Annotated in this window: 16 protein-coding genes; 6 read left to right on the top strand and 10 right to left on the bottom strand. The window is 63.5% G+C overall.

The features are described 5' to 3' along the window. Nucleotides 1-725: 725 nt before the first annotated feature. The 4 genes from JUB11_RS22465 to JUB11_RS22450 form a co-directional block, all read right to left on the bottom strand. Nucleotides 726-1,247 (bottom strand): hypothetical protein, encoded by a 522-nt coding sequence (locus JUB11_RS22465; protein WP_207461006.1) that lies wholly within the window; start codon nucleotides 1,245-1,247, stop codon nucleotides 726-728. 130 nt (nucleotides 1,248-1,377) lie between these two features. Next, nucleotides 1,378-1,815, bottom strand: coding sequence for a type II toxin-antitoxin system PemK/MazF family toxin (locus JUB11_RS22460; protein WP_207461005.1), 438 nt, complete (start codon nucleotides 1,813-1,815; stop codon nucleotides 1,378-1,380). Further along, a complete protein-coding gene (locus JUB11_RS22455) occupies nucleotides 1,816-2,070 on the bottom strand; it encodes a type II toxin-antitoxin system Phd/YefM family antitoxin (protein WP_207461004.1) in 255 nt (84 codons plus the stop codon). 302 nt (nucleotides 2,071-2,372) lie between these two features. Next, nucleotides 2,373-3,788, bottom strand: coding sequence for a tyrosine-type recombinase/integrase (locus tag JUB11_RS22450; protein WP_207461002.1), 1,416 nt, complete (start codon nucleotides 3,786-3,788; stop codon nucleotides 2,373-2,375). Between the two features lie 195 nt (nucleotides 3,789-3,983). On the opposite strand from JUB11_RS22450, the gene JUB11_RS22445 reads away from it, so the two are divergent. From JUB11_RS22445 to JUB11_RS22435, 3 genes are all read left to right on the top strand, one after another. Continuing rightward, complete coding sequence (locus JUB11_RS22445; protein ID WP_207461001.1) at nucleotides 3,984-5,216, top strand: hypothetical protein; 1,233 nt, start codon at nucleotides 3,984-3,986, stop codon at nucleotides 5,214-5,216. Nucleotides 5,217-5,613: 397 nt separating this feature from the next. Then, nucleotides 5,614-6,537, top strand: a complete 924-nt coding sequence (locus tag JUB11_RS22440) for a glycosyltransferase (protein ID WP_207461000.1) — start codon at nucleotides 5,614-5,616, stop codon at nucleotides 6,535-6,537. A gap of 208 nt (nucleotides 6,538-6,745) precedes the next feature. Beyond that, nucleotides 6,746-7,438 carry a hypothetical protein gene (locus JUB11_RS22435; protein WP_207460999.1) on the top strand — a complete coding sequence of 231 codons (693 nt, stop codon included), beginning with the start codon at nucleotides 6,746-6,748 and terminating at the stop codon, nucleotides 7,436-7,438. A 130-nt stretch (nucleotides 7,439-7,568) separates the two neighbouring features. On the opposite strand, the gene JUB11_RS22430 is transcribed toward JUB11_RS22435, so the two are convergent. After that, on the bottom strand, nucleotides 7,569-8,042 hold the full coding sequence (locus tag JUB11_RS22430) for a hypothetical protein (RefSeq protein WP_207460998.1): 474 nt from the start codon (nucleotides 8,040-8,042) through the stop codon (nucleotides 7,569-7,571). Next, on the bottom strand, nucleotides 8,039-8,713 hold the full coding sequence (locus JUB11_RS22425) for a ParA family protein (protein ID WP_207460997.1): 675 nt from the start codon (nucleotides 8,711-8,713) through the stop codon (nucleotides 8,039-8,041). The genes JUB11_RS22430 and JUB11_RS22425 overlap by 4 nt, the downstream gene beginning before the upstream one ends. Nucleotides 8,714-9,109: 396 nt before the next feature. Here JUB11_RS22425 and gmd point away from each other — a divergent pair, with 396 nt between their 5' ends. The 3 genes from gmd to JUB11_RS22410 are packed head-to-tail and all read left to right on the top strand — an operon-like array spanning nucleotide 9,110 to nucleotide 12,984. Next, nucleotides 9,110-10,180, top strand: a complete 1,071-nt coding sequence (gene gmd / locus JUB11_RS22420) for a GDP-mannose 4,6-dehydratase (RefSeq protein WP_207460996.1) — start codon at nucleotides 9,110-9,112, stop codon at nucleotides 10,178-10,180. Next, nucleotides 10,164-11,138, top strand: a complete 975-nt coding sequence (locus JUB11_RS22415) for a GDP-L-fucose synthase (RefSeq protein WP_282189137.1) — start codon at nucleotides 10,164-10,166, stop codon at nucleotides 11,136-11,138. The genes gmd and JUB11_RS22415 overlap by 17 nt, the downstream gene beginning before the upstream one ends. Before the next feature lie 46 nt (nucleotides 11,139-11,184). Beyond that, the gene (locus JUB11_RS22410) at nucleotides 11,185-12,984 is read left to right on the top strand and encodes a hypothetical protein (protein ID WP_207460994.1); all 1,800 of its coding nucleotides are present in this window, start codon (nucleotides 11,185-11,187) and stop codon (nucleotides 12,982-12,984) included. 227 nt (nucleotides 12,985-13,211) lie between these two features. On the opposite strand, the gene JUB11_RS22405 is transcribed toward JUB11_RS22410, so the two are convergent. The 4 genes from JUB11_RS22405 to JUB11_RS22390 form a co-directional block, all read right to left on the bottom strand. Further along, entirely contained in the window at nucleotides 13,212-13,955 is a 744-nt protein-coding gene (locus JUB11_RS22405; protein WP_207460992.1) for a methyltransferase, TIGR04325 family, read from the bottom strand. Nucleotides 13,956-13,991: 36 nt separating this feature from the next. After that, nucleotides 13,992-14,684, bottom strand: a complete 693-nt coding sequence (locus JUB11_RS22400) for an FkbM family methyltransferase (protein WP_207460990.1) — start codon at nucleotides 14,682-14,684, stop codon at nucleotides 13,992-13,994. A gap of 78 nt (nucleotides 14,685-14,762) precedes the next feature. Next, nucleotides 14,763-15,419, bottom strand: coding sequence for a hypothetical protein (locus tag JUB11_RS22395; protein WP_207460988.1), 657 nt, complete (start codon nucleotides 15,417-15,419; stop codon nucleotides 14,763-14,765). A gap of 240 nt (nucleotides 15,420-15,659) precedes the next feature. Continuing rightward, a complete protein-coding gene (locus JUB11_RS22390; protein ID WP_207460986.1) occupies nucleotides 15,660-16,790 on the bottom strand; it encodes a DegT/DnrJ/EryC1/StrS family aminotransferase in 1,131 nt (376 codons plus the stop codon). Between the last annotated feature and the right edge of the window lie 7 nt (nucleotides 16,791-16,797).

Below are 16,797 nucleotides of genomic sequence, written 5' to 3'. Positions count from 1 at the left end.
ACACATAATCGGCTCATATTCGCGCACAGATCGCGGATATCGAGGAGATGCAGGCGCTCTTCGCTCGCGTAGGCTCCACGCTCACATTTCGCGAAAGATGCCCTGACGGGGCCGTTAGCCGGTGCTGTGTCACCGTCATTGGGTGGCTACGATCTGCCCACGATCAGGTTCATTTCGCGAGCACTCCGGATAGCAAAATTAGTGAAACGAGATGTTGTAGAGGAGATTGGCATACACCTTGGGGAGCTGCCTAAGATGCCTCCCGATATGTACACGGCCACGATGGCGGTGCAGCGCCTTGCAGCGCAAACCAATCGCGCGCTGATTCAAGGCTACTCCCTACAAGACATTCTGGCGATATTTTCCGAGAAGGAGGACGCCTTTTCAGGAATAACATTTGGGATATTCCGCACACGCTCTGTGGCGTGCAACCAACAAAAAAGAGCGTCCGAAACGACTGTGCAAACAGAAAGCGACATCGCAGGGTTCCGATGCATCCGGCATTTCGTCACCGGGTAATACCGGCGCTGCAACCACGGCACAACCAAGCCAACCTTGCGGTCGCAAAAAAGGTATCGAACCCCGGGCTACTGCACTGACTCCTGAGACGCCACCCCAGATACAAGGGCCGCCCTTTCCACTTGCAGCCCGCTCTCCGACCGCAGGCCTTAATGGAGATATGTGACGATGACCAAAAAAGCATTCGAAGCGTTGCGTGTTCGTTATCAGCGACAGGAGCGGTACCGGGGAAACGACGTTCTCCCGCAGACACGCAGACCACCTCCGGCGCAATCACCCGGGGAGTGCACTTGTTGATGTGGCTTGAGCGACTTCAGAGGCCGCCCGCGTCGGCGTGGCGCATTCGGCGTGGGACGGAGGCGGTCTTCCAGCAGCCTCTGCGCAACGGCCTGCCCCAGCAGGTTCTGCACGGACGAGACCGACCACCGGGTTTCACCCCGCGGCGTCCGGCAGTGCAGGCCCTCAAAGTGCCGGGCAACCTTGGTCAGCGTCGGGTGCTCCAATGTCTTCACCGCCATGACGACCAGGGGCGCCAGGTTGTCGCTGTCACGCCGGCGCGGCGTCCGCTCCAGCACGGCTTCATCGACAAAGCCGTCGCGGGCCAGACGGCGCACGGCGCGCGCCAGAGCCGGGCCGGTCCAGGGCCCACCGTCCGGGCGTTGCGAGCCGTTCCGATCAAGGCTGCGGGCCACGGTGGCCCACGGGTAAGTGTAGCGGCCCGAGATCATGGGCGCCGGCCCGCACTCGGTGAGACGATGGGGTTCCTGGTCGGGAGTTGGGGAAGGAGACGGGAGGGGACGACCGGACCGACCGTTTCTTGGCTGCGGGCTTCGAGACCGGCTGGGCGTTTCTGGAGCCCTATTCCTCGCGGATGATCAGAGCAGCCCGCCGCCGCTGGGCGCATTCGATCAACCGCGTCTTGATTCGCGTGAACAACGCAGGCGGCAGCATCCCATAATCGAACCGGTCGGGAGTGTCCCGAGACACCGGCCGCAGGTCCGGCCCGACCCAGACGAACCGGTTGACCTCGCTGACGATGACCCAGGACCGCTCGGCGTCGAGACCAAGACGCTGTTTTGTCGCGGCCGGGATTTCCACGGCGGCGGCCTCGTCTCGGGGTGGGCTATGGGTGATCGGGGCGACGGTCACCACTGTCTCGCCGTCCGCGCTCTCGGTCGTCAGAACAATGGCGCAGGGACGGTCCTTCGCGCCTTCGATCTGTCCTTGCCGATGCTCGGCCAGCCACAGATAAGCATAGGAGATGACGAGGCCCGGCCGAGGGGACGGCAGCGGCACTTACCCCTCCAACTCGGCATTGAGGTGATTGAACTCGGCCGGCACCGATGCCGCGGCGATGGCCGCCAGCTCGGCATCGCTGAGCTGCTCGACGGCCAACGCCTCGCGGTCCCGCCGCTTCAGGCGCCGGTACTCCTCAACCGACAGCAGCACGGTTTTCTCCCGGCCGTTGCGGGTCACGAACACGGGTTCAGTCAGCGCGCGATCCTGATAGGTGCCGATGTTGCGCTGAAACTCAGCCGCTGGGACGATCATGAGAAAAGCTCCCGCCCATCATGCAGATTACGGATATTGCATAAGATGCGTGATTGACTGGCGGTTGTCCAGGGGCAGCACGGACAGGAGCATACTGTCCAGTTCACGAGGACGTGTGTCGTTTTCAATCGTTCGTCGGAATGTTCAATCATTGGCTGGACTCGTGTTAGGCGAGGCGGCTGTAATCAACGTGATAGACCGCTCCGGGTTCGCCGAAGATCTGTGGGCTTGAGGCCGGTGCAACGGGCGCTGCTTTCCAAACGAGCCACCAACTGGCCGCCGTAAACCGTCCCAGCCAGGGGTTAGTCGCTCTTCTCGCGCGCGCGGCGCACCTTGGCAACGGCGCTGCGGGTCGCGCGCAGCTGCTCGGTGTAGCGGGCCGGCATGCGCGGGGACGCCCAGCGGCCGGCCTGCATAAGGCCGGGCAGGTCGACGCCGGCGGCGAGCAGCTCCTGGGCGGCGCCGACGCGCAGGCTGTGCCCGCCAAAGCCGACGGCCAGCGGGTCGGCCTCGCCAGCCCGGCGCGCCACGATCCGCCGCACCGCCGCCGTGCTCATGCGCTCGCCGGGGCCGCTGCGCGCCAGGTGACAGAACAGGAACTCGCCCTCGCGGGTGAGGGCGCCGCCCGCCGGGTCGGGCCAGCGGGGGGCGGCGGCTCGCCAGGCGGCCAGGGCCGCCATGGCCTCGGCCGAGAGCCAGGCCTCCGCACCCTGCCCGGCCTGGTCGGTCTTGGAGCGGCGGATGCGGATGGTGCCCTCGCCGGGCCGGGCCTCGGGGTCGGCGGGGTCGACCGGCCGCAGGTCGCCCCAGCGCAGGGCCACCAGCTCGTCGGCGCGGGCCAGGGTGTCGCGCCCGACCAGCAGCAGCGCCCGATCGCGCAGGGCGATGGCGGACGGGAACCGCCCGCCCTCCCCGGCCAGCCGGTCGAGGATCGGATCGAGCACGGCGTCGGTCAGGGGGGTGGCCTGCCGCTGGGCGGCGCCGCGGTCGCGGGCGTGGCCCTTGCGCTCGAGGGCGACGCTCCAGTGGTCGGTGGGGCTGGGGTGGCCGGCGGCGCGGTGCAGCAGGGCAAGGGAGGCGAGGTAGCGCGTGACCGTCGCCGGGGTGCGGGAGGCGCCGGCGTCCTGGAGGAAGCGGCGCACGGTCTCCGGCGCGGCGGGGAGCCAGGGCAGGCCGTGCCGGCCGCACCAAGCGGCGAAGACGCGGGCGTCGGCGCGGACGGCGCGCAGGGTCGCCGGGGCGAGGCCGCGCTGGGCCACCGCCAGGAAGTGGCGCAGCGCCGCCATGGCCGGGTCGGACAGGTCCGCCTCGGGCAGGGGTGCCCCCACCGCCGTCGTGGCGCAGGGGTTGGGGAATCCGCCGGCGGCGTGCCACCAGGCGATGGAGCCCCGGTAGCGGCGGCACGTCGCTGGGGAGCGCCCGTCGGCGGCGGCCGCGGCGAGGAAAGCCACCACCGTCTCCGGGCTGGCCGGCAGGGCGGTCTTTCGGGTCTGGGCACACCAGCGGACGAAAAGCCCCGCGTCGCCGAGGCGGGCGCGGCGGGTGGCGGCGGCCATGGGCTGGGCGATGGCCGCGCGCAGGCGGCCGAGGTCGGCGGCGGAGAGCGTCGGCAGGTGGGCGAAGGGAATGGGCGCGGCGCCGGCGGCGGCCGGCGGCCCGGCGCCGGGAGCGGCGGCCCGGGCGGGGGCGAGGGACGGAGGGCGGGAGCGGGGTGGCATGGCGGGGCTCGCGGCGGGACGGGGGCGGCGGCCAGGGTAGCCCGCCGGCGCCGGTGGGTCGAGGCTTTGCTATCGGGGTGATAAGTGTCCTTATCGCAGCGATATCGGAGACCCCCGCTTTTCGGATGCGCGATGTCCATGCAGCAATATAAGATCGCTACATTCGCCCGTTTTCCTCCCTTCCGCCGGGACCCCATGCGCGCCGATCCCCTGCTGCCCGCCCTGCTCGCCGCCGAGCGCGCGCTGGGCCGCCTCGACCAGGCCCTGAGCGACCCCGCCCGCCGACACCGCGCCCGCTGCGACTCCGCCCGCCGCGCCGCCGCCGCCCTCGTCCACCTCGACGGCCACCGGCTCGACCCGCACGACTTCCAGCGCGCCCTGGCCGCCCCCGACCAGGCGAACGGCGAGGCCCTGCGCGCCGCCCTGCTCAGCGGCCTCCTCGCCCAGCTGCCGCTCGGCCTGACCGCGACCGCCACGCCCGACCCGACACCCGGACCACGGCCCACCGCCCACCGCGCGCGCCCGGACGGCACCGCCGATGATCTCGTGGCCGCCACGCGCGCCGCCATCGCCGCCCTGGACAGCGTTGACCTGGACGGCATGGACGCGGACCGGGAGGACCCGGAGGAGGAGCCGGTGCCGACGCCCGTAGCCCGGCCGCTGCCGCCCTGGACCTCGGGCTGGCTCGACGAGCTGCACCGTCGCTGGAACGTCGCGCAGCTCGGGCGCCCGGTGCCGCCCTCTGACGCCCGCCGCGCCGATGGCCGCGCCGCTCTGGCGGCCGTGGAGGAGGCGCTCGCCACTCACCCCGGCCTGCTCGGCGCCGCCGCGGCAATCCGCGGCCTCGCCCGCCGCCCCGACCCCGGCCGCCCCGAGCGGCGCGGCCACGCCGACGACGACGCGATCGCCGCCCTGACCGCCGGCCGCACGGAGACCTCCTGGTGGAGCATCGTCGTCTGGCTCGCCGCCCCGGGCCTGATCCAAGTCGCCTGCCGGCTGCACTTCGCCTGGCCGGCCCTCACCCCCGCCCTGGCGCGCGACGTCACCGGCTACCGGCTGGCGCTCGAAGGAACCGAGGCCGCCTGGACCGCTTGGTTTCTCGGCACCGTCCAGGACCTCGTGGGGCACGAACTCGAGCGCCTGCGCCACCTCGACCTCGTGCAGGAGCGCTGGGAGGAGCGTATCGCCCCGCTGGCCCGGCGCAGCAACTCGCGCCTGCCCGACCTGCTGCCCTGGCTGCACGAGCGCCCGGCTTTCACCGTGAGCCGGGTCGCCGGCGATTGGGCCGAGCGGTTCGGGCTCTCCTTGCGGGGCGCCCACCTGCTCACCGAGCAGCTCGCCAAGGCCGGCGTCGTCCAGGACATCGCCGGGCAGGCCGGCGAGCGGTTCTGGGCGGCCGATCTGAGTTTCCTCCCGGCTGGGCGTTAAGTGGGCAAGTCACTGCACATCAGGCAAACGCGCATCAGGATCGGGGGCATTCGACGTGTTTGGCGGCGTGCCAGCCGGCTTTTCCGATGAAACGGCTGCCAAAAGGCCGCTTGGGCAAGAGGCCGCATGCCCAGAGGGTTTGATTGGGTGGATCATGGAGAAAACCGGAAGGCTGGCACCGCCGACGGAGCAAAGGCTTCACTCAATAGGGCAAGTTCACAAACAACCAAATGGGCAAAAGGGCGCTTGGCTGGAGCGGCCTTCACGGAAGAGGCATGGCCGCCGTGTCAAAGGAGCGGCGGATGCGCTAGCCTGCAACCCGGCCCGGCAGGCAGGATGCTGTCCTAGCAACGATGTCCGTCCGTGCTCGGGCGCCCCTTTCCTGAATCGAACGGTCATGGCCAAGCGTATTTACTTCCTGACGTCGCAAAGCGGCATGAACGGCGGCATCAAGGTTGCCTACCAGCATGTGGCAGCCCTGCGACGGCATGGGTTCGATGCGTCCATCGTCCATAACGTCGCCGAGCCTCCCACTTGGTTCCCAGCTCCAGACGTTCCGATCCTGGCCGCCCGGCACATTCATGCCGGTGCCGACGATGTTCTGGTGATAGGTGAGGACGTCAATGGCACCCTGCGGTCCTGGGCTGGCCATGCTGCCCGCAAGGTCGTGCTGTGTCAGAACCATTTCTACATTCCCAAGGGCTTGGGGGACGCGTCGGATTATCGGGAGTTCGGCGTTTCAGCGGCGGTGACGACGGGAGAGGTCATCGCTGCTTTCATGCGACACCGGTTTCCTGGCCTGCCGGTTGCCACGGTGCATCTTTCCATTGACCAGGAACGATTCCGCCCATTGGAAAAAGCACTGCAGATCGCCGTCATGCCCCGGAAACGTCCGATTGAGCATGACTTTATCCGGGATCTTCTGCGTGCGAATCCTCGATGGAGGCAGGTCCGCTGGGCCATTCTGCAGGGGGCGCCAGAGGCGACGGTCACGGAGGTGCTGGGACGTTCCGCCATATTCCTGTCCTTGGCCCGTTTCGAAGGGGTTGGCATGTCGGCTCTGGAGGCGATGTCCTGCGGCTGTGCCGTGGCAGGCTTCGATGGCATCGGTGGCCGTGAGTATGCCGCCCCGCAGAACGGGTTCTGGGCACCGGAGGATGAATTGGAGGCTGCTGCCGAGCAACTGGATGCCTGCATCAAGGCCGTGGTCGACGGCACCGCGGCGGCACGGATCGCCGCCGGGCGCATGACGGCCGCGGCTTACACCCTTGCCCGAATGGAGGCGGAACTAGTGGCTTTCTGGCGGGAATTCCTGGCCTAGCCAGGATGAGCGAGATCTCATTCACCTATCCACCCTCTTACCCAAACAGCCAAAAGGTTATTTGGGTAAGAGGGTGGGCGACATGCTGCGGGCCTCTTGTGTGACAAGCCAGCCCCCGCCTGTGCCAGGTCTTGGATGGACCCGGCGTACGTTGTCCGGGGGCGTTCATGGGTGTAGCTTCACCCGGCTTTATCCATCGAGGTTGGACATGATCCGCGTGTTTATCGGCTATGATCCCTGTGAGACCGTCGCCTTCCATGTCTTCTCGCACAGCATCCAGACCCGCGCGAGCCGTCCTGTCTCGATCACGCCACTCGCCCTGACGCAGCTCGGCGGCCTGTTCCAGCGGGAGCGTGATCCCAAGCAATCGACCGAGTTCTCCTTCTCCCGCTTTCTGGTGCCCCATCTCTGCGGCTACGAGGGGTGGTCGCTGTTCTTCGACTGCGACATGCTGATGGTGGACGACATCGCCAAGCTGTGGGATCTGCGCGACGACCGCTTCGCGGTGCAGGTGGTGAAGCACCATCACGTGCCCAAGGAGGAGACGAAGTTCCTGGGTCAGCCTCAGACCAAGTACCCGAAGAAGAACTGGTCGAGCGTCATGCTGATGAACAACGCGAAATGCGCGGCCCTGACGCTGGACTATGTCAATCGGGCGTCGGGCCTGGAGCTTCATCAGTTCAAATGGCTGGAGAGCGACGCGCTAATCGGGGATATCCCCCACCGCTGGAACCACCTTGTCGATTATGACCCCCCCGCCGTTTTGAGCGAGCTGTCGAACCTCCATTACACGGACGGCGGTCCCTATTTCGAGAGCTATCGCAACTGCGGTTATGCCGGGGAGTGGTTCGAGGAGCGCGGGCGCATGCTGCACGCCGAACAGCGGGTGAAATCGTCCTGAACCTCCGCAGGGGGGCTGCCTCCCGTTCCGGGCGCCACCCTTCCGCCGGCGCAGACGGCAGGAGCAGAGGCGCCCCTGCCCAACAGCCCAAAGGGTTATTTGCCCTTTCGGGTTGTTGGGTGAGAAGCCGTCAGGCTGATCCTCGGCCGTCGCGCTCCGCCGTCCGCCGTCCGCGGTAGCGCCGTCCGTCCTCATGCAGGTCGGCATCGTCCAGCCGGTATCCGGCCGCCCGCAACGCCTCCAGAACCAAGTACTGCTTCGTCACGCGCCGGTCAGCCGCGACGGCGGCGAGCTGCCGGTTCAGGTAGCGCGGTACCGTCACCTTGAACTCCTCCGTCGGCTCTCGCGGAGGAGCGGCCGGCGCTGGTGCTGCTGGATGCGCAGGCTCCGTGTTCCCGAGCGGCCTGAGGGAAGGCAGGCCGATGGTGGCGGCGACCTGGTCGGTCCCGGCCAGCAGGCGCTGATCGTCCAGGCTGTCGGCCAGGGCAGCCAAGGCCGAGAGATCCGGGCGGGCGGGGGATGCGGCGTTGGCGCGGGCCGGTGCCACGTCCTCGTCGTCGAAGGCGGAGGGCAGGGGCGGGCGAACTCCACGGTTCCTGGTCATGCGTGGGCCTCGTTGCGTGCGGCGGCGTCGAGGGTCGCCAGCCGGTTCAGGAGTTCGGTCTTGATGGCCTGGACGTTCGCCGCAGCGGCGCTGTCCGGTTCCGACACGCGGGGGGGGACGCCGGTCAGCAGCATCTCCTTATAGGCGGTGCGTTCCATCAGGCTGGCGGCGAAGGCCGGCATCCGCGCCTCGCCGTCGGTGCGGATCTGCTTGGCGACGCGGCTTTCGAAGCCCGAGGGCACGCGGGTCCACAGCAGCGCCCGCCCAATGGTTCGGTTCCCGATGTCGCCGGTCTCGTCGATCTGGTGGTTGGTGCGCAACGCGTCGCGCAGGTCGGGGGCCGACTGCTGGCAGGGCACCACGACGAAGGCCGCCTTGCCGATCCCGAGGATGGTCAGGCGCGACGCGACGCCCGGCAGGTCGAGGATCAGGAAGTCGCAGCCGCTGCGGGCGTTGCGGATCTCCCCGATGATGTTCTCCTCGCCGACGTTGGGCACCACCGTGAAGCCGGTCAGCTGGGCGCGCCGTCCGAAGGCGGCGGCGTGCTGGTTGGGGTCGCAGTCGAGAATGCAGGCGCGCAGCCCGTCGAGGGCCAAGTCCGCCGCGACGGCGCAGGCCGTGGTGGTCTTGGCGCAGCCGCCCTTGTTGCTGGCGAGAGCGATGGTGATCACGGGACGGCTCCGGTGGCGGTCGTCGGGAAGGATGAACGGGCGGGACTCTACGTGGCGCCGGTCGATGCGGGCAAGAGGCCAATTGGCGGCAAGGTCTATTGGTTGGATGCCCAAGAGGGCAAGAGGGTATATGGGCAAGACGTACCATGATCTTGAGAGGCTTGGCCTTGCTAGCCTTCTTGTGACCTGGATAAGACATCTGTCATCTCCTAGAAAGATAACCGGAAGGGCAAAGGGGCGGTTGGCTGTTCGGGTAGAAGGGAATTCGGCCATCTTGACTGCACCGAAATGCCGCGCGGCTTGACGCCTCCTGCCGAGTGTGGATTAGAAGGCGGTGAAAGCCGTGCCCAGCGGCCCCATGAACCGGCCGCCCCGGGCCGACCGAAGGAAGAGTGGATGTCAGACAAGGTCGCATTGATCACCGGAGCCACCGGCCAGGATGGCGCCATGCTCGCGGAGCTGCTGCTCTCCAAGGGTTATCGGGTCCATGGGCTGAAGCGCCGCTCCTCCTCCTTCAACACCGCCCGCGTCGATCACCTGTACCGCGACCTGCACGAGCCGGACGTCCGTTTCGTGCTGCATCACGGCGACCTTACCGACGCCACCAACCTGATCCGCGTGGTGGAGGAGGTGCAGCCGACCGAGATCTACAATCTCGCGGCTCAGAGCCATGTGCAGGTGAGTTTCGACACGCCGGAATACACGGCCAACGCCGACGGCATTGGCACGCTGCGCCTGCTGGAGGCGATCCGGATCCTGAAGATGAATGACCGGGTCCGCTTCTATCAGGCCTCCACCTCGGAGCTGTTCGGCAAGGTCCAGGAAACCCCGCAGCGCGAGACCACGCCTTTCTACCCGCGCAGCCCCTACGCGGCCGCCAAGCTCTACGCCTACTGGATCACGGTGAACTACCGCGAGGCCTATGGGATGCACGCCTCGAACGGTATCCTCTTCAACCATGAGGGGCCGACGCGCGGCGAGACTTTCGTCACCCGCAAGATCACCCGCGCCGTCGCCGCCATCGAGCTGGGCCGCCAGAAGCAGCTCTATCTCGGCAACCTGGACGCCAAGCGCGATTGGGGCCACGCCCGCGACTTCGTCGAGGGGATGTGGCGCATGCTCCAGCAGCCGGAGCCGGACGACTATGTGCTCGCGACCGGGGAGACGCACAGCATCCGCGAGTTCGTGGAGCTGGCCTTCTCCCACATCGACCGCCGCATCGTCTGGACCGGCAGCGGCGTGGAGGAGAAGGGACTAGATGCCCGGACGGGCGAGACCCTGATCGAGGTGGATCCGCGCTACTTCCGGCCGACCGAAGTGGACCTGCTGCTGGGCGACCCGAGCAAGGCGCGCGAGAAGCTGGGCTGGACTCACAGCACCCCCTTCCCCGAACTGGTGCGCGAGATGGTGGAATCCGACCTGCAGGCCCTCAAGCTGGAGGCTCCCCGCTATGGCAACAACGGCTGAGGCCCCGTTCCGCCTGGAAGGCCGCCGCGTCTGGGTGGCGGGGCACCGCGGCATGGTCGGGTCGGCCCTGGTGCGCCGCCTCGCGAGTGAGGGCTGCACCGTCCTGACCGCCGGCCGGGCGCAGGTCGACCTGCGCCGCCAGGCGGAGGTCGAGGCCTGGATGGAGGCCGAGCGCCCGGACGCCGTCATCGTCGCGGCGGCCAAGGTGGGCGGCATCCTCGCCAACTCCACCCGTCCGGCGGAGTTCATCTACGACAACCTCGCGATCGAGACCAACATCGTCCACGCCGCCCAACAGGCCGGTGTCGCGAAGCTGCTGTTCCTGGGCTCGTCCTGCATCTACCCCCGGATGGCCTCGCAGCCGATCACCGAGGACGCGCTGCTGACCGGGCCGCTCGAACCGACCAACGAGTGGTACGCCATCGCCAAAATCGCTGGCATCAAGCTGTGCCAGGCCTACCGCCGACAGTACGGGTGCGACTTCATCTCCCTGATGCCGACCAACCTGTACGGACCCGGCGACAACTTCGACCTGACCTCCAGCCATGTCCTGCCGGCGCTGCTCGCCAAGATCGACCGCGCCCGGCGCGAGGGGCTGGGGACGGTGGAGCTGTGGGGCAGCGGCCGGCCACGACGCGAGTTCCTGCACGTCGACGACCTCGCCGACGCGTCCGTCTTCCTGCTCCAGAACTATTCGGGCGACGTGCCCCTCAACGTCGGCACCGGGACGGACGTGACCATTCGCGTACTGGCCGAGCTGATCGCCGAGGTGGTCGGGTTCGAGGGAGAGTTCGTGTACGACACCAGCAAGCCGGACGGCACGCCTCGCAAGCTGCTCGATGTCGGCCGGCTGTCGGCGCTGGGATGGACGGCGCGCATCGGCCTGCGCGAGGGCATCGAGAGCACCCACGCCTGGTACCGGGCAAACGTGTTACAGGAAACCCCGGCGGGATCGTAACGCCTTCTGGGTTTCTCCAGCCACACAGTTTGAAAGCAGTCATTCCATGAACGCCAACGGTTTCGGTGCCCTGACCGCTTCCCTGACCGCCTACATGAAATCAGGCTCCCTGATCGATGAGGCGCTCCTGCGGCGGGACCGCAACGTCGTGGCACAGGGATTGCTTAACCTGGCGGAGGAGGGGGTTCATGAACTCTCCCAGGCCAAGGGCGCCGACACCCTCATCTCCGTAATGAGGTCCGGCATCCGCACCCTGGCTCCGACAGGAGAGGAAAAGCGGATCGCCGAGGCCGCCCTGAAGCGGATCGCCGAAGCCGAAGGAGCCGGCGATCCGCAGATCGCCTCGATGGCGGCCTTCTGCCTCTATTTTCCGGCCCACCAGTCGGAGTGGATCCCGGACTTCTCCCAGGTTCCGGTCCATCTTTACGAGCTGACCGTTCGCATTCTCTTCGCCGAGCCGGAGTTCTTCGTTGCGCTTGGCGAGGCGGATGCGCATTCGGCCTACATCGAGAAGGCAAGCTCAGCCATCCGGAGTTTCGTGAAGGGCGATGCCCCGAAGGCGCATCGTGCCCAGCTGGCCGCGTCGTTCACGAAGCACGCCCGGTTCCTGGCCGGATACTTTTCGGATCGCAATTTGAAGTCCCTGTATCAGGCGCGCGCGGAGATCATCGAAAGCCATCTGGAATTCAACGGCCTTGAAACCGGACACGCGTTTCCTTCCCGGCCGGCGGGGGAGCGCATCCGTGTCGGCGTCCTGCGCGGCTCCTGGTTCGGGGGAGCGGAAACGGCCGCGACCTTCGCCCATGTCAACGGGCTGGACCGCAGCCGTTTCGAGATCGTCTTCTACGCGATGGGCAGCAAGGCGGAACATCCCGTCGAGCAGGAGGCGCGGAAGCGTTCGGATCGCTTCGTGGTGCTTGGCGGAAAGCCCTTTCCCGACATGGTGAGCCTCATCCGGGGGGATGATCTCGACATCATGCTCATCGGGACGAACATCACGGCGGTCACCTCGCCCATGGTCCTTCTGTCGGCCTGCCGGCTTGCGCGCACCCAGATTTCCCTGACCCTGAATCCGGCGACGTCTGGTTTCCGGTCGATCGACCGCTTCATCAATGGCGAGCTGAACGAACCCGCCGGAGCGCAGGACGAATACACGGAACGGCTTGTTCTGATCCCGGGATCGATCAACCGCTATGATTTCGCTGGCGAGCCTTCGCCGGAGGTGGTTTCCGTACCCCGTGCCGCACTCGGGGTGCGCGACGAGCAGATTCTTTTCGCGTCGGGCGCCAACTTCTACAAGCTGGTTCCCGAACTCCTGCATGCCTGGGCGGAGATCCTCCGCAGGACGCAGAACAGCACCCTCCTGCTGTATCCCTTCAACCCGAACTGGTCGGACTATTATCCGCGCGAGCTGTTCGTCCGGCATCTCAACGCGCTGTTCCGGGGGCATGGGGTTTCGCCGCAGAGGATACGTATTTTGGCGCCGCTCCCGTCGCGAAACCACATCGCGGCCATTCTGCGCAAGGCGGATCTCTACCTGGACAGCTTCCCCTACAGCGGCGCCGTCTCCATGATGGATCCGATCGCGGCCGGCTGCCCCGTTCTGCTGCGGGAGGGACACGCCGCGCGCAACCGCCAGAGCACGGGTCTGTTCCGTGAGAAGGGCTTTGGTGCGGTTCTCACATCCACGTCATCGGACTATGTGGAAGCGGCCGTACGCCTAGCGTCCCGGCCTGCTGAGTTGCAGGCGTTGCGGAGCAAGGCCCTGGACATGGCGGGTACTCCGGAGACGTGGGCGAGCCTGGACTTGAACGTAGCCCTGCTGTTGGGCCTTGAGTCGGAATGATGGAAAAAGCGCGGTTGTCACGCTCTTTGCTATGGCGGAACGGTCCCGTGGAGGGGCACTGCCGCGGGTCGGGGAGCGGACAGGGCCTGCCCATAAATGCCTGAGGGGCCTCCACTATGGATAGTATCAGAACCGCCATGTTCAATCTCTTTTCTCTGGTCCGTGACTCTGAGGTTTCCGTTTTAACAACGCGACAAAGAAGAGCCGACCATCACACCCCGAATAGATCATTTTTTCTCAAGAAGAACCCCTAAGAAGGCCCCCGCGGTATCATCGCCTAATTTGTGAATGCCATCGAAACTATCTCGCCATTGACTACGAATGATATGCTTCTTCAGGAACAAAGAGTTCCATTTGCGCAAAGAGAAAAACCAGGATGGATAGGCTTTTTCCTGGTTCCGATACACGCCAAGAGGGACCGTATTAATGCTGACCAAATCTCCAGCATGCTTGTCTTGATGGACAAGATGAGGGAAACGGTTTATTATCATAAACCGGTAATTGAGGCTGGATATGGAAGAGAAGAACTCTTCTGGCTTGTCCAGACACTGAATTGATCCACTGGCCAGAACAATATCATAATTTTTATTAACAATTTCTTTAAAGTCTCCGTAAAAATTAAGATTTTGCTTTGTAAAATTTTTGGCAGCCTCTGCCGCAAGTGCCTTTGTCTCGAGAACGTCCCACTCGAATTTAAAAGCACCGTCGGTCCAATTCTGTACCGTATGATAATGGCTGCCGATCTGTCCGCCAACATCCAGAACAGAAATATGAGCTTTCCGAAGCCGACTTATAGAAAAAAGCATCGCAGACAATAACAGGGAGTCTAGTTCTGCCAGTCTCTCTGTAGCGCCCTGAGGCTGCAAACCTCTCTCAATTATAGATTGCACGACATCGTCGTTCTCGTAGCCGGCGCATTGTGCAAGTGCTTCCTCAAAGGAAGTATACAAACCAGAGAATCCATAACCCATTTTAAGCCTCATGCCTTTTGCAAGAGAAAAACATCATTAGACGGCCCTGGTCTTTTTGTACAAAAAAGTCGCGTCAAGTTTTGAAATGGGAATGTAGCCAAATTCGCTGAGCGCCTTAAAAATATAACTGCTTCTTATCTCTAGAATATCTACCCTATCCTCAACCAGAAGGTAATCAGGAGAAAATTTTTCCCAATTATTAGAATTAATCACCTCTATGTCTAATCCCTCGACATCAATATTCATTAAGTCTATTCTTCTTCCTTGCGGCAGATAATTATTCAATATCTCTGACAATGGCAAAACGTCTATAGACTTTGTCTCTAAAAGCTCCCATTCACTCTTCAGTTCCTCATACCTACTCTCGCTAAATGTGTTAAGTGCTGGTTCTTTGAACATGTAGTACTTCATTGAGCCACGGGCATTCGAGACACCCATGTTTATATTGATATCCCTTTTCCTTTCGAGGTTGAGCAGAGATGCTAATTCAGGATTTGGTTCGATATTTATACCAGACCATCCTTTCAAATATAGAGAATAAGTCGAAGAAAACCGCCGCGGATGATGGGCGCCGACATCCACATAAAAACCCTTTGTAATTTTTCCCTCTGTTATTCTATCAAATAGAACATCTTCTCCTTCTTGAGAAAAAGAGAAATTCAGAAACTCATCAGATACTAGTCGGATGACATCCTCAAAAGCCGAGCGCCTGATGTTGATTTTCGTCATGGTTTTCCTCAAAAGAAAATTGAATGGAGCTTACTGCTAAAACATGCCAGTGCGGCAGATGGGCATTTTCCATTTTCATTAGTCATCGTTTTCTTTCAACCCTCCAATTGGCGCAGGCGGTAAATCCGGATTCTTGCGAGGAATGCGGAACTTTCCAGAGAAAAAGAATGAAGTTGTCCAAGTATAATAATTTATTGGCCCAAATCCTGACATATCAACTTGAAGAAGCCCAAATTCTCGAAGCTTCTTGGCAGTTTTTGGCGACCTATCGGAGTTGTCCAATATAATCAATCCGCCACTTTCTAAAAATTCTAATGCGCTATTGGCGCAGGAGGATCTGTATTTTCCGTCTATTACTATTAAATTGTATTTTTTCCCATCAAAGGGGTTTTTAATGTATTCTTCTTCTGAATGACGGACAAAAATTTGAGAGTTGTTGGGGGCTTGCTTCTTGATCTCGGTTGCCCAAGTCTCATCACTCTCGATGCTGAGAACTTCCTTTGCGCGGGGAGCCCAAAACAGTGTTGAGTTTCCACATCCCCATTCCAGGATAGAGCAAGAAGAAAAGTCCAAATTTTCTATGTACTCAATAGCTGGGTAGGTATACCAAGGAATAGGTCGCCCTTTTGCATCAATGGGTCGACCTGTTAATGTTGAATTCAGATGTCCAAATTCATTCTCCAGAGTCCACATACATTGCATAGCGGTTCTCAAGGATTGATGCGGTCTAGACATGCTCTAAGTCCTATGGCCTTGACAGTGCGCCGAATATGCCACTTAGGAATGGAATGTTATACATATTTTTGTAGCTTCGTGAGGCTGCAGTGAGAAAGGTGGATGGTGTTGCTGATGTGTATGAGCGTGGTTGCTGTAGGACGGCAGCGGAAAGATGGTGAGTTCACAAGGGGGCAAGCGAGGATAGAAAAATGATCTTTGAGGCCTTACCACCATCATGGAACTCACCACCTGTCAGGTCTAGCGTGCAAGGGCCTTGCGCAAAGCACTGATGATACGCTCGACCGCAGCATCGGCGAGTTGCGGGAACATGGGCAGGCTCAGGATGCGGCCGGCACAGCGCTCGGTACGCGGGAGCCCGCCGGGACCCAAGGGGACGCGGTCACGGTAGGCGGGTTGAAGATGCACCGGTGTCGGATAATGGACGTTGCTGGCGATACCCTGTGCCCGCAATGCTTCGCGCAGGCCTTCGCGGTCATCCAGGGCGACGACATACTGGTGGAAGACATGCCCTGCGCCGGAACGCCGCACCGGGCGCTCGACCGGCAGTCCTTCAAGCGCTTGGTCATAGGCGGCGGCGATCGCCTGGCGGCGGGCGTTCGCCTCTTCCAGATGGGCGAGCTTGACGCGCAGGATCGCCGCCTGAAGCTCGTCGAGGCGGCTGTTCTGGCCGGTGGTTTCGCTGATATAGCGGTCCTGCCAGCCGTACTGCCGCAGGGCGCGCAACGCTGCGGCAATGGAATGCGTGCCGGTCGTGACGATGCCGCCGTCGCCAAGCGCACCCAGGTTCTTGGTCGGATAAAGGCTGAACGCGGCAGCGGCACCGAAGCTTCCCACACCACGCCCCTGCCATGTGGCCCCGTGCGCCTGGGAACAGTCCTCGACCACCACAACCCCATGGCGCTCCGCCATGTCCAGCACGGCGCCGAGATCGACCGCCTGGCCGTAGAGATGCACTGGAAGCACCGCTTTGATGCGACCACCCGTCGGATCATCCCGTAGCGCCGCCTCGAGGCCGGCGGGATCCATTCCATAGGCGTCGTCGATGTCGACCAGCACCGGCGTGGCGCCCACCAGCTCCACGGCGGCCACGGTTGCGACCGCCGTGTGAGAAACCGTCACCACGGCGTCACCCTGGCCGATCCCGACGGCACGCAAGGCCAGAACCAGTGCGTCGGTGCCGTTGGCGACGCCGATCGCATGGCGAGTGCCGGCGAAGGCGGCGAACTCGGCCTCGAAGGCCTCCACCTCGCTGCCGAGGATGTACCAACCGCTCTCCAGGACGCGGTGGATCGCTGCGTCGATAGCGTCCCGGTGAGCGAGATAGCCGGCCTTCGGATCGGTTTGCGGGATTTTGGACGAAGCGTCCATCGCGGGG

This window comes from Azospirillum sp. SYSU D00513 (genome assembly GCF_017356015.1).
In the GTDB taxonomy this organism is placed as follows: Bacteria; Pseudomonadota; Alphaproteobacteria; order Azospirillales; family Azospirillaceae; genus Azospirillum.
This window is presented reverse-complemented; position numbering and strand designations above follow the sequence as displayed.

What these genes read in the sequence shown, in the direction of transcription:
- JUB11_RS22465 (WP_207461006.1), bottom strand. Translation starts at nt 1,247, where the DNA reads ATGATCTCGGGCCGCTACACTTACCCGTGGGCCACCGTGGCCCGCAGC.
- JUB11_RS22455 (WP_207461004.1), bottom strand. Translation starts at nt 2,070, where the DNA reads ATGATCGTCCCAGCGGCTGAGTTTCAGCGCAACATCGGCACCTATCAG.
- JUB11_RS22450 (WP_207461002.1), bottom strand. Translation starts at nt 3,788, where the DNA reads ATGCCACCCCGCTCCCGCCCTCCGTCCCTCGCCCCCGCCCGGGCCGCC.
- JUB11_RS22445 (WP_207461001.1), top strand. Translation starts at nt 3,984, where the DNA reads ATGCGCGCCGATCCCCTGCTGCCCGCCCTGCTCGCCGCCGAGCGCGCG.
- JUB11_RS22440 (WP_207461000.1), top strand. Translation starts at nt 5,614, where the DNA reads ATGGCCAAGCGTATTTACTTCCTGACGTCGCAAAGCGGCATGAACGGC.
- JUB11_RS22435 (WP_207460999.1), top strand. Translation starts at nt 6,746, where the DNA reads ATGATCCGCGTGTTTATCGGCTATGATCCCTGTGAGACCGTCGCCTTC.
- JUB11_RS22430 (WP_207460998.1), bottom strand. Translation starts at nt 8,042, where the DNA reads ATGACCAGGAACCGTGGAGTTCGCCCGCCCCTGCCCTCCGCCTTCGAC.
- gmd (WP_207460996.1), top strand. Translation starts at nt 9,110, where the DNA reads ATGTCAGACAAGGTCGCATTGATCACCGGAGCCACCGGCCAGGATGGC.
- JUB11_RS22415 (WP_282189137.1), top strand. Translation starts at nt 10,164, where the DNA reads ATGGCAACAACGGCTGAGGCCCCGTTCCGCCTGGAAGGCCGCCGCGTC.
- JUB11_RS22410 (WP_207460994.1), top strand. Translation starts at nt 11,185, where the DNA reads ATGAACGCCAACGGTTTCGGTGCCCTGACCGCTTCCCTGACCGCCTAC.
- JUB11_RS22405 (WP_207460992.1), bottom strand. Translation starts at nt 13,955, where the DNA reads ATGGGTTATGGATTCTCTGGTTTGTATACTTCCTTTGAGGAAGCACTT.
- JUB11_RS22400 (WP_207460990.1), bottom strand. Translation starts at nt 14,684, where the DNA reads ATGACGAAAATCAACATCAGGCGCTCGGCTTTTGAGGATGTCATCCGA.
- JUB11_RS22395 (WP_207460988.1), bottom strand. Translation starts at nt 15,419, where the DNA reads ATGTCTAGACCGCATCAATCCTTGAGAACCGCTATGCAATGTATGTGG.
- JUB11_RS22390 (WP_207460986.1), bottom strand. Translation starts at nt 16,790, where the DNA reads ATGGACGCTTCGTCCAAAATCCCGCAAACCGATCCGAAGGCCGGCTAT.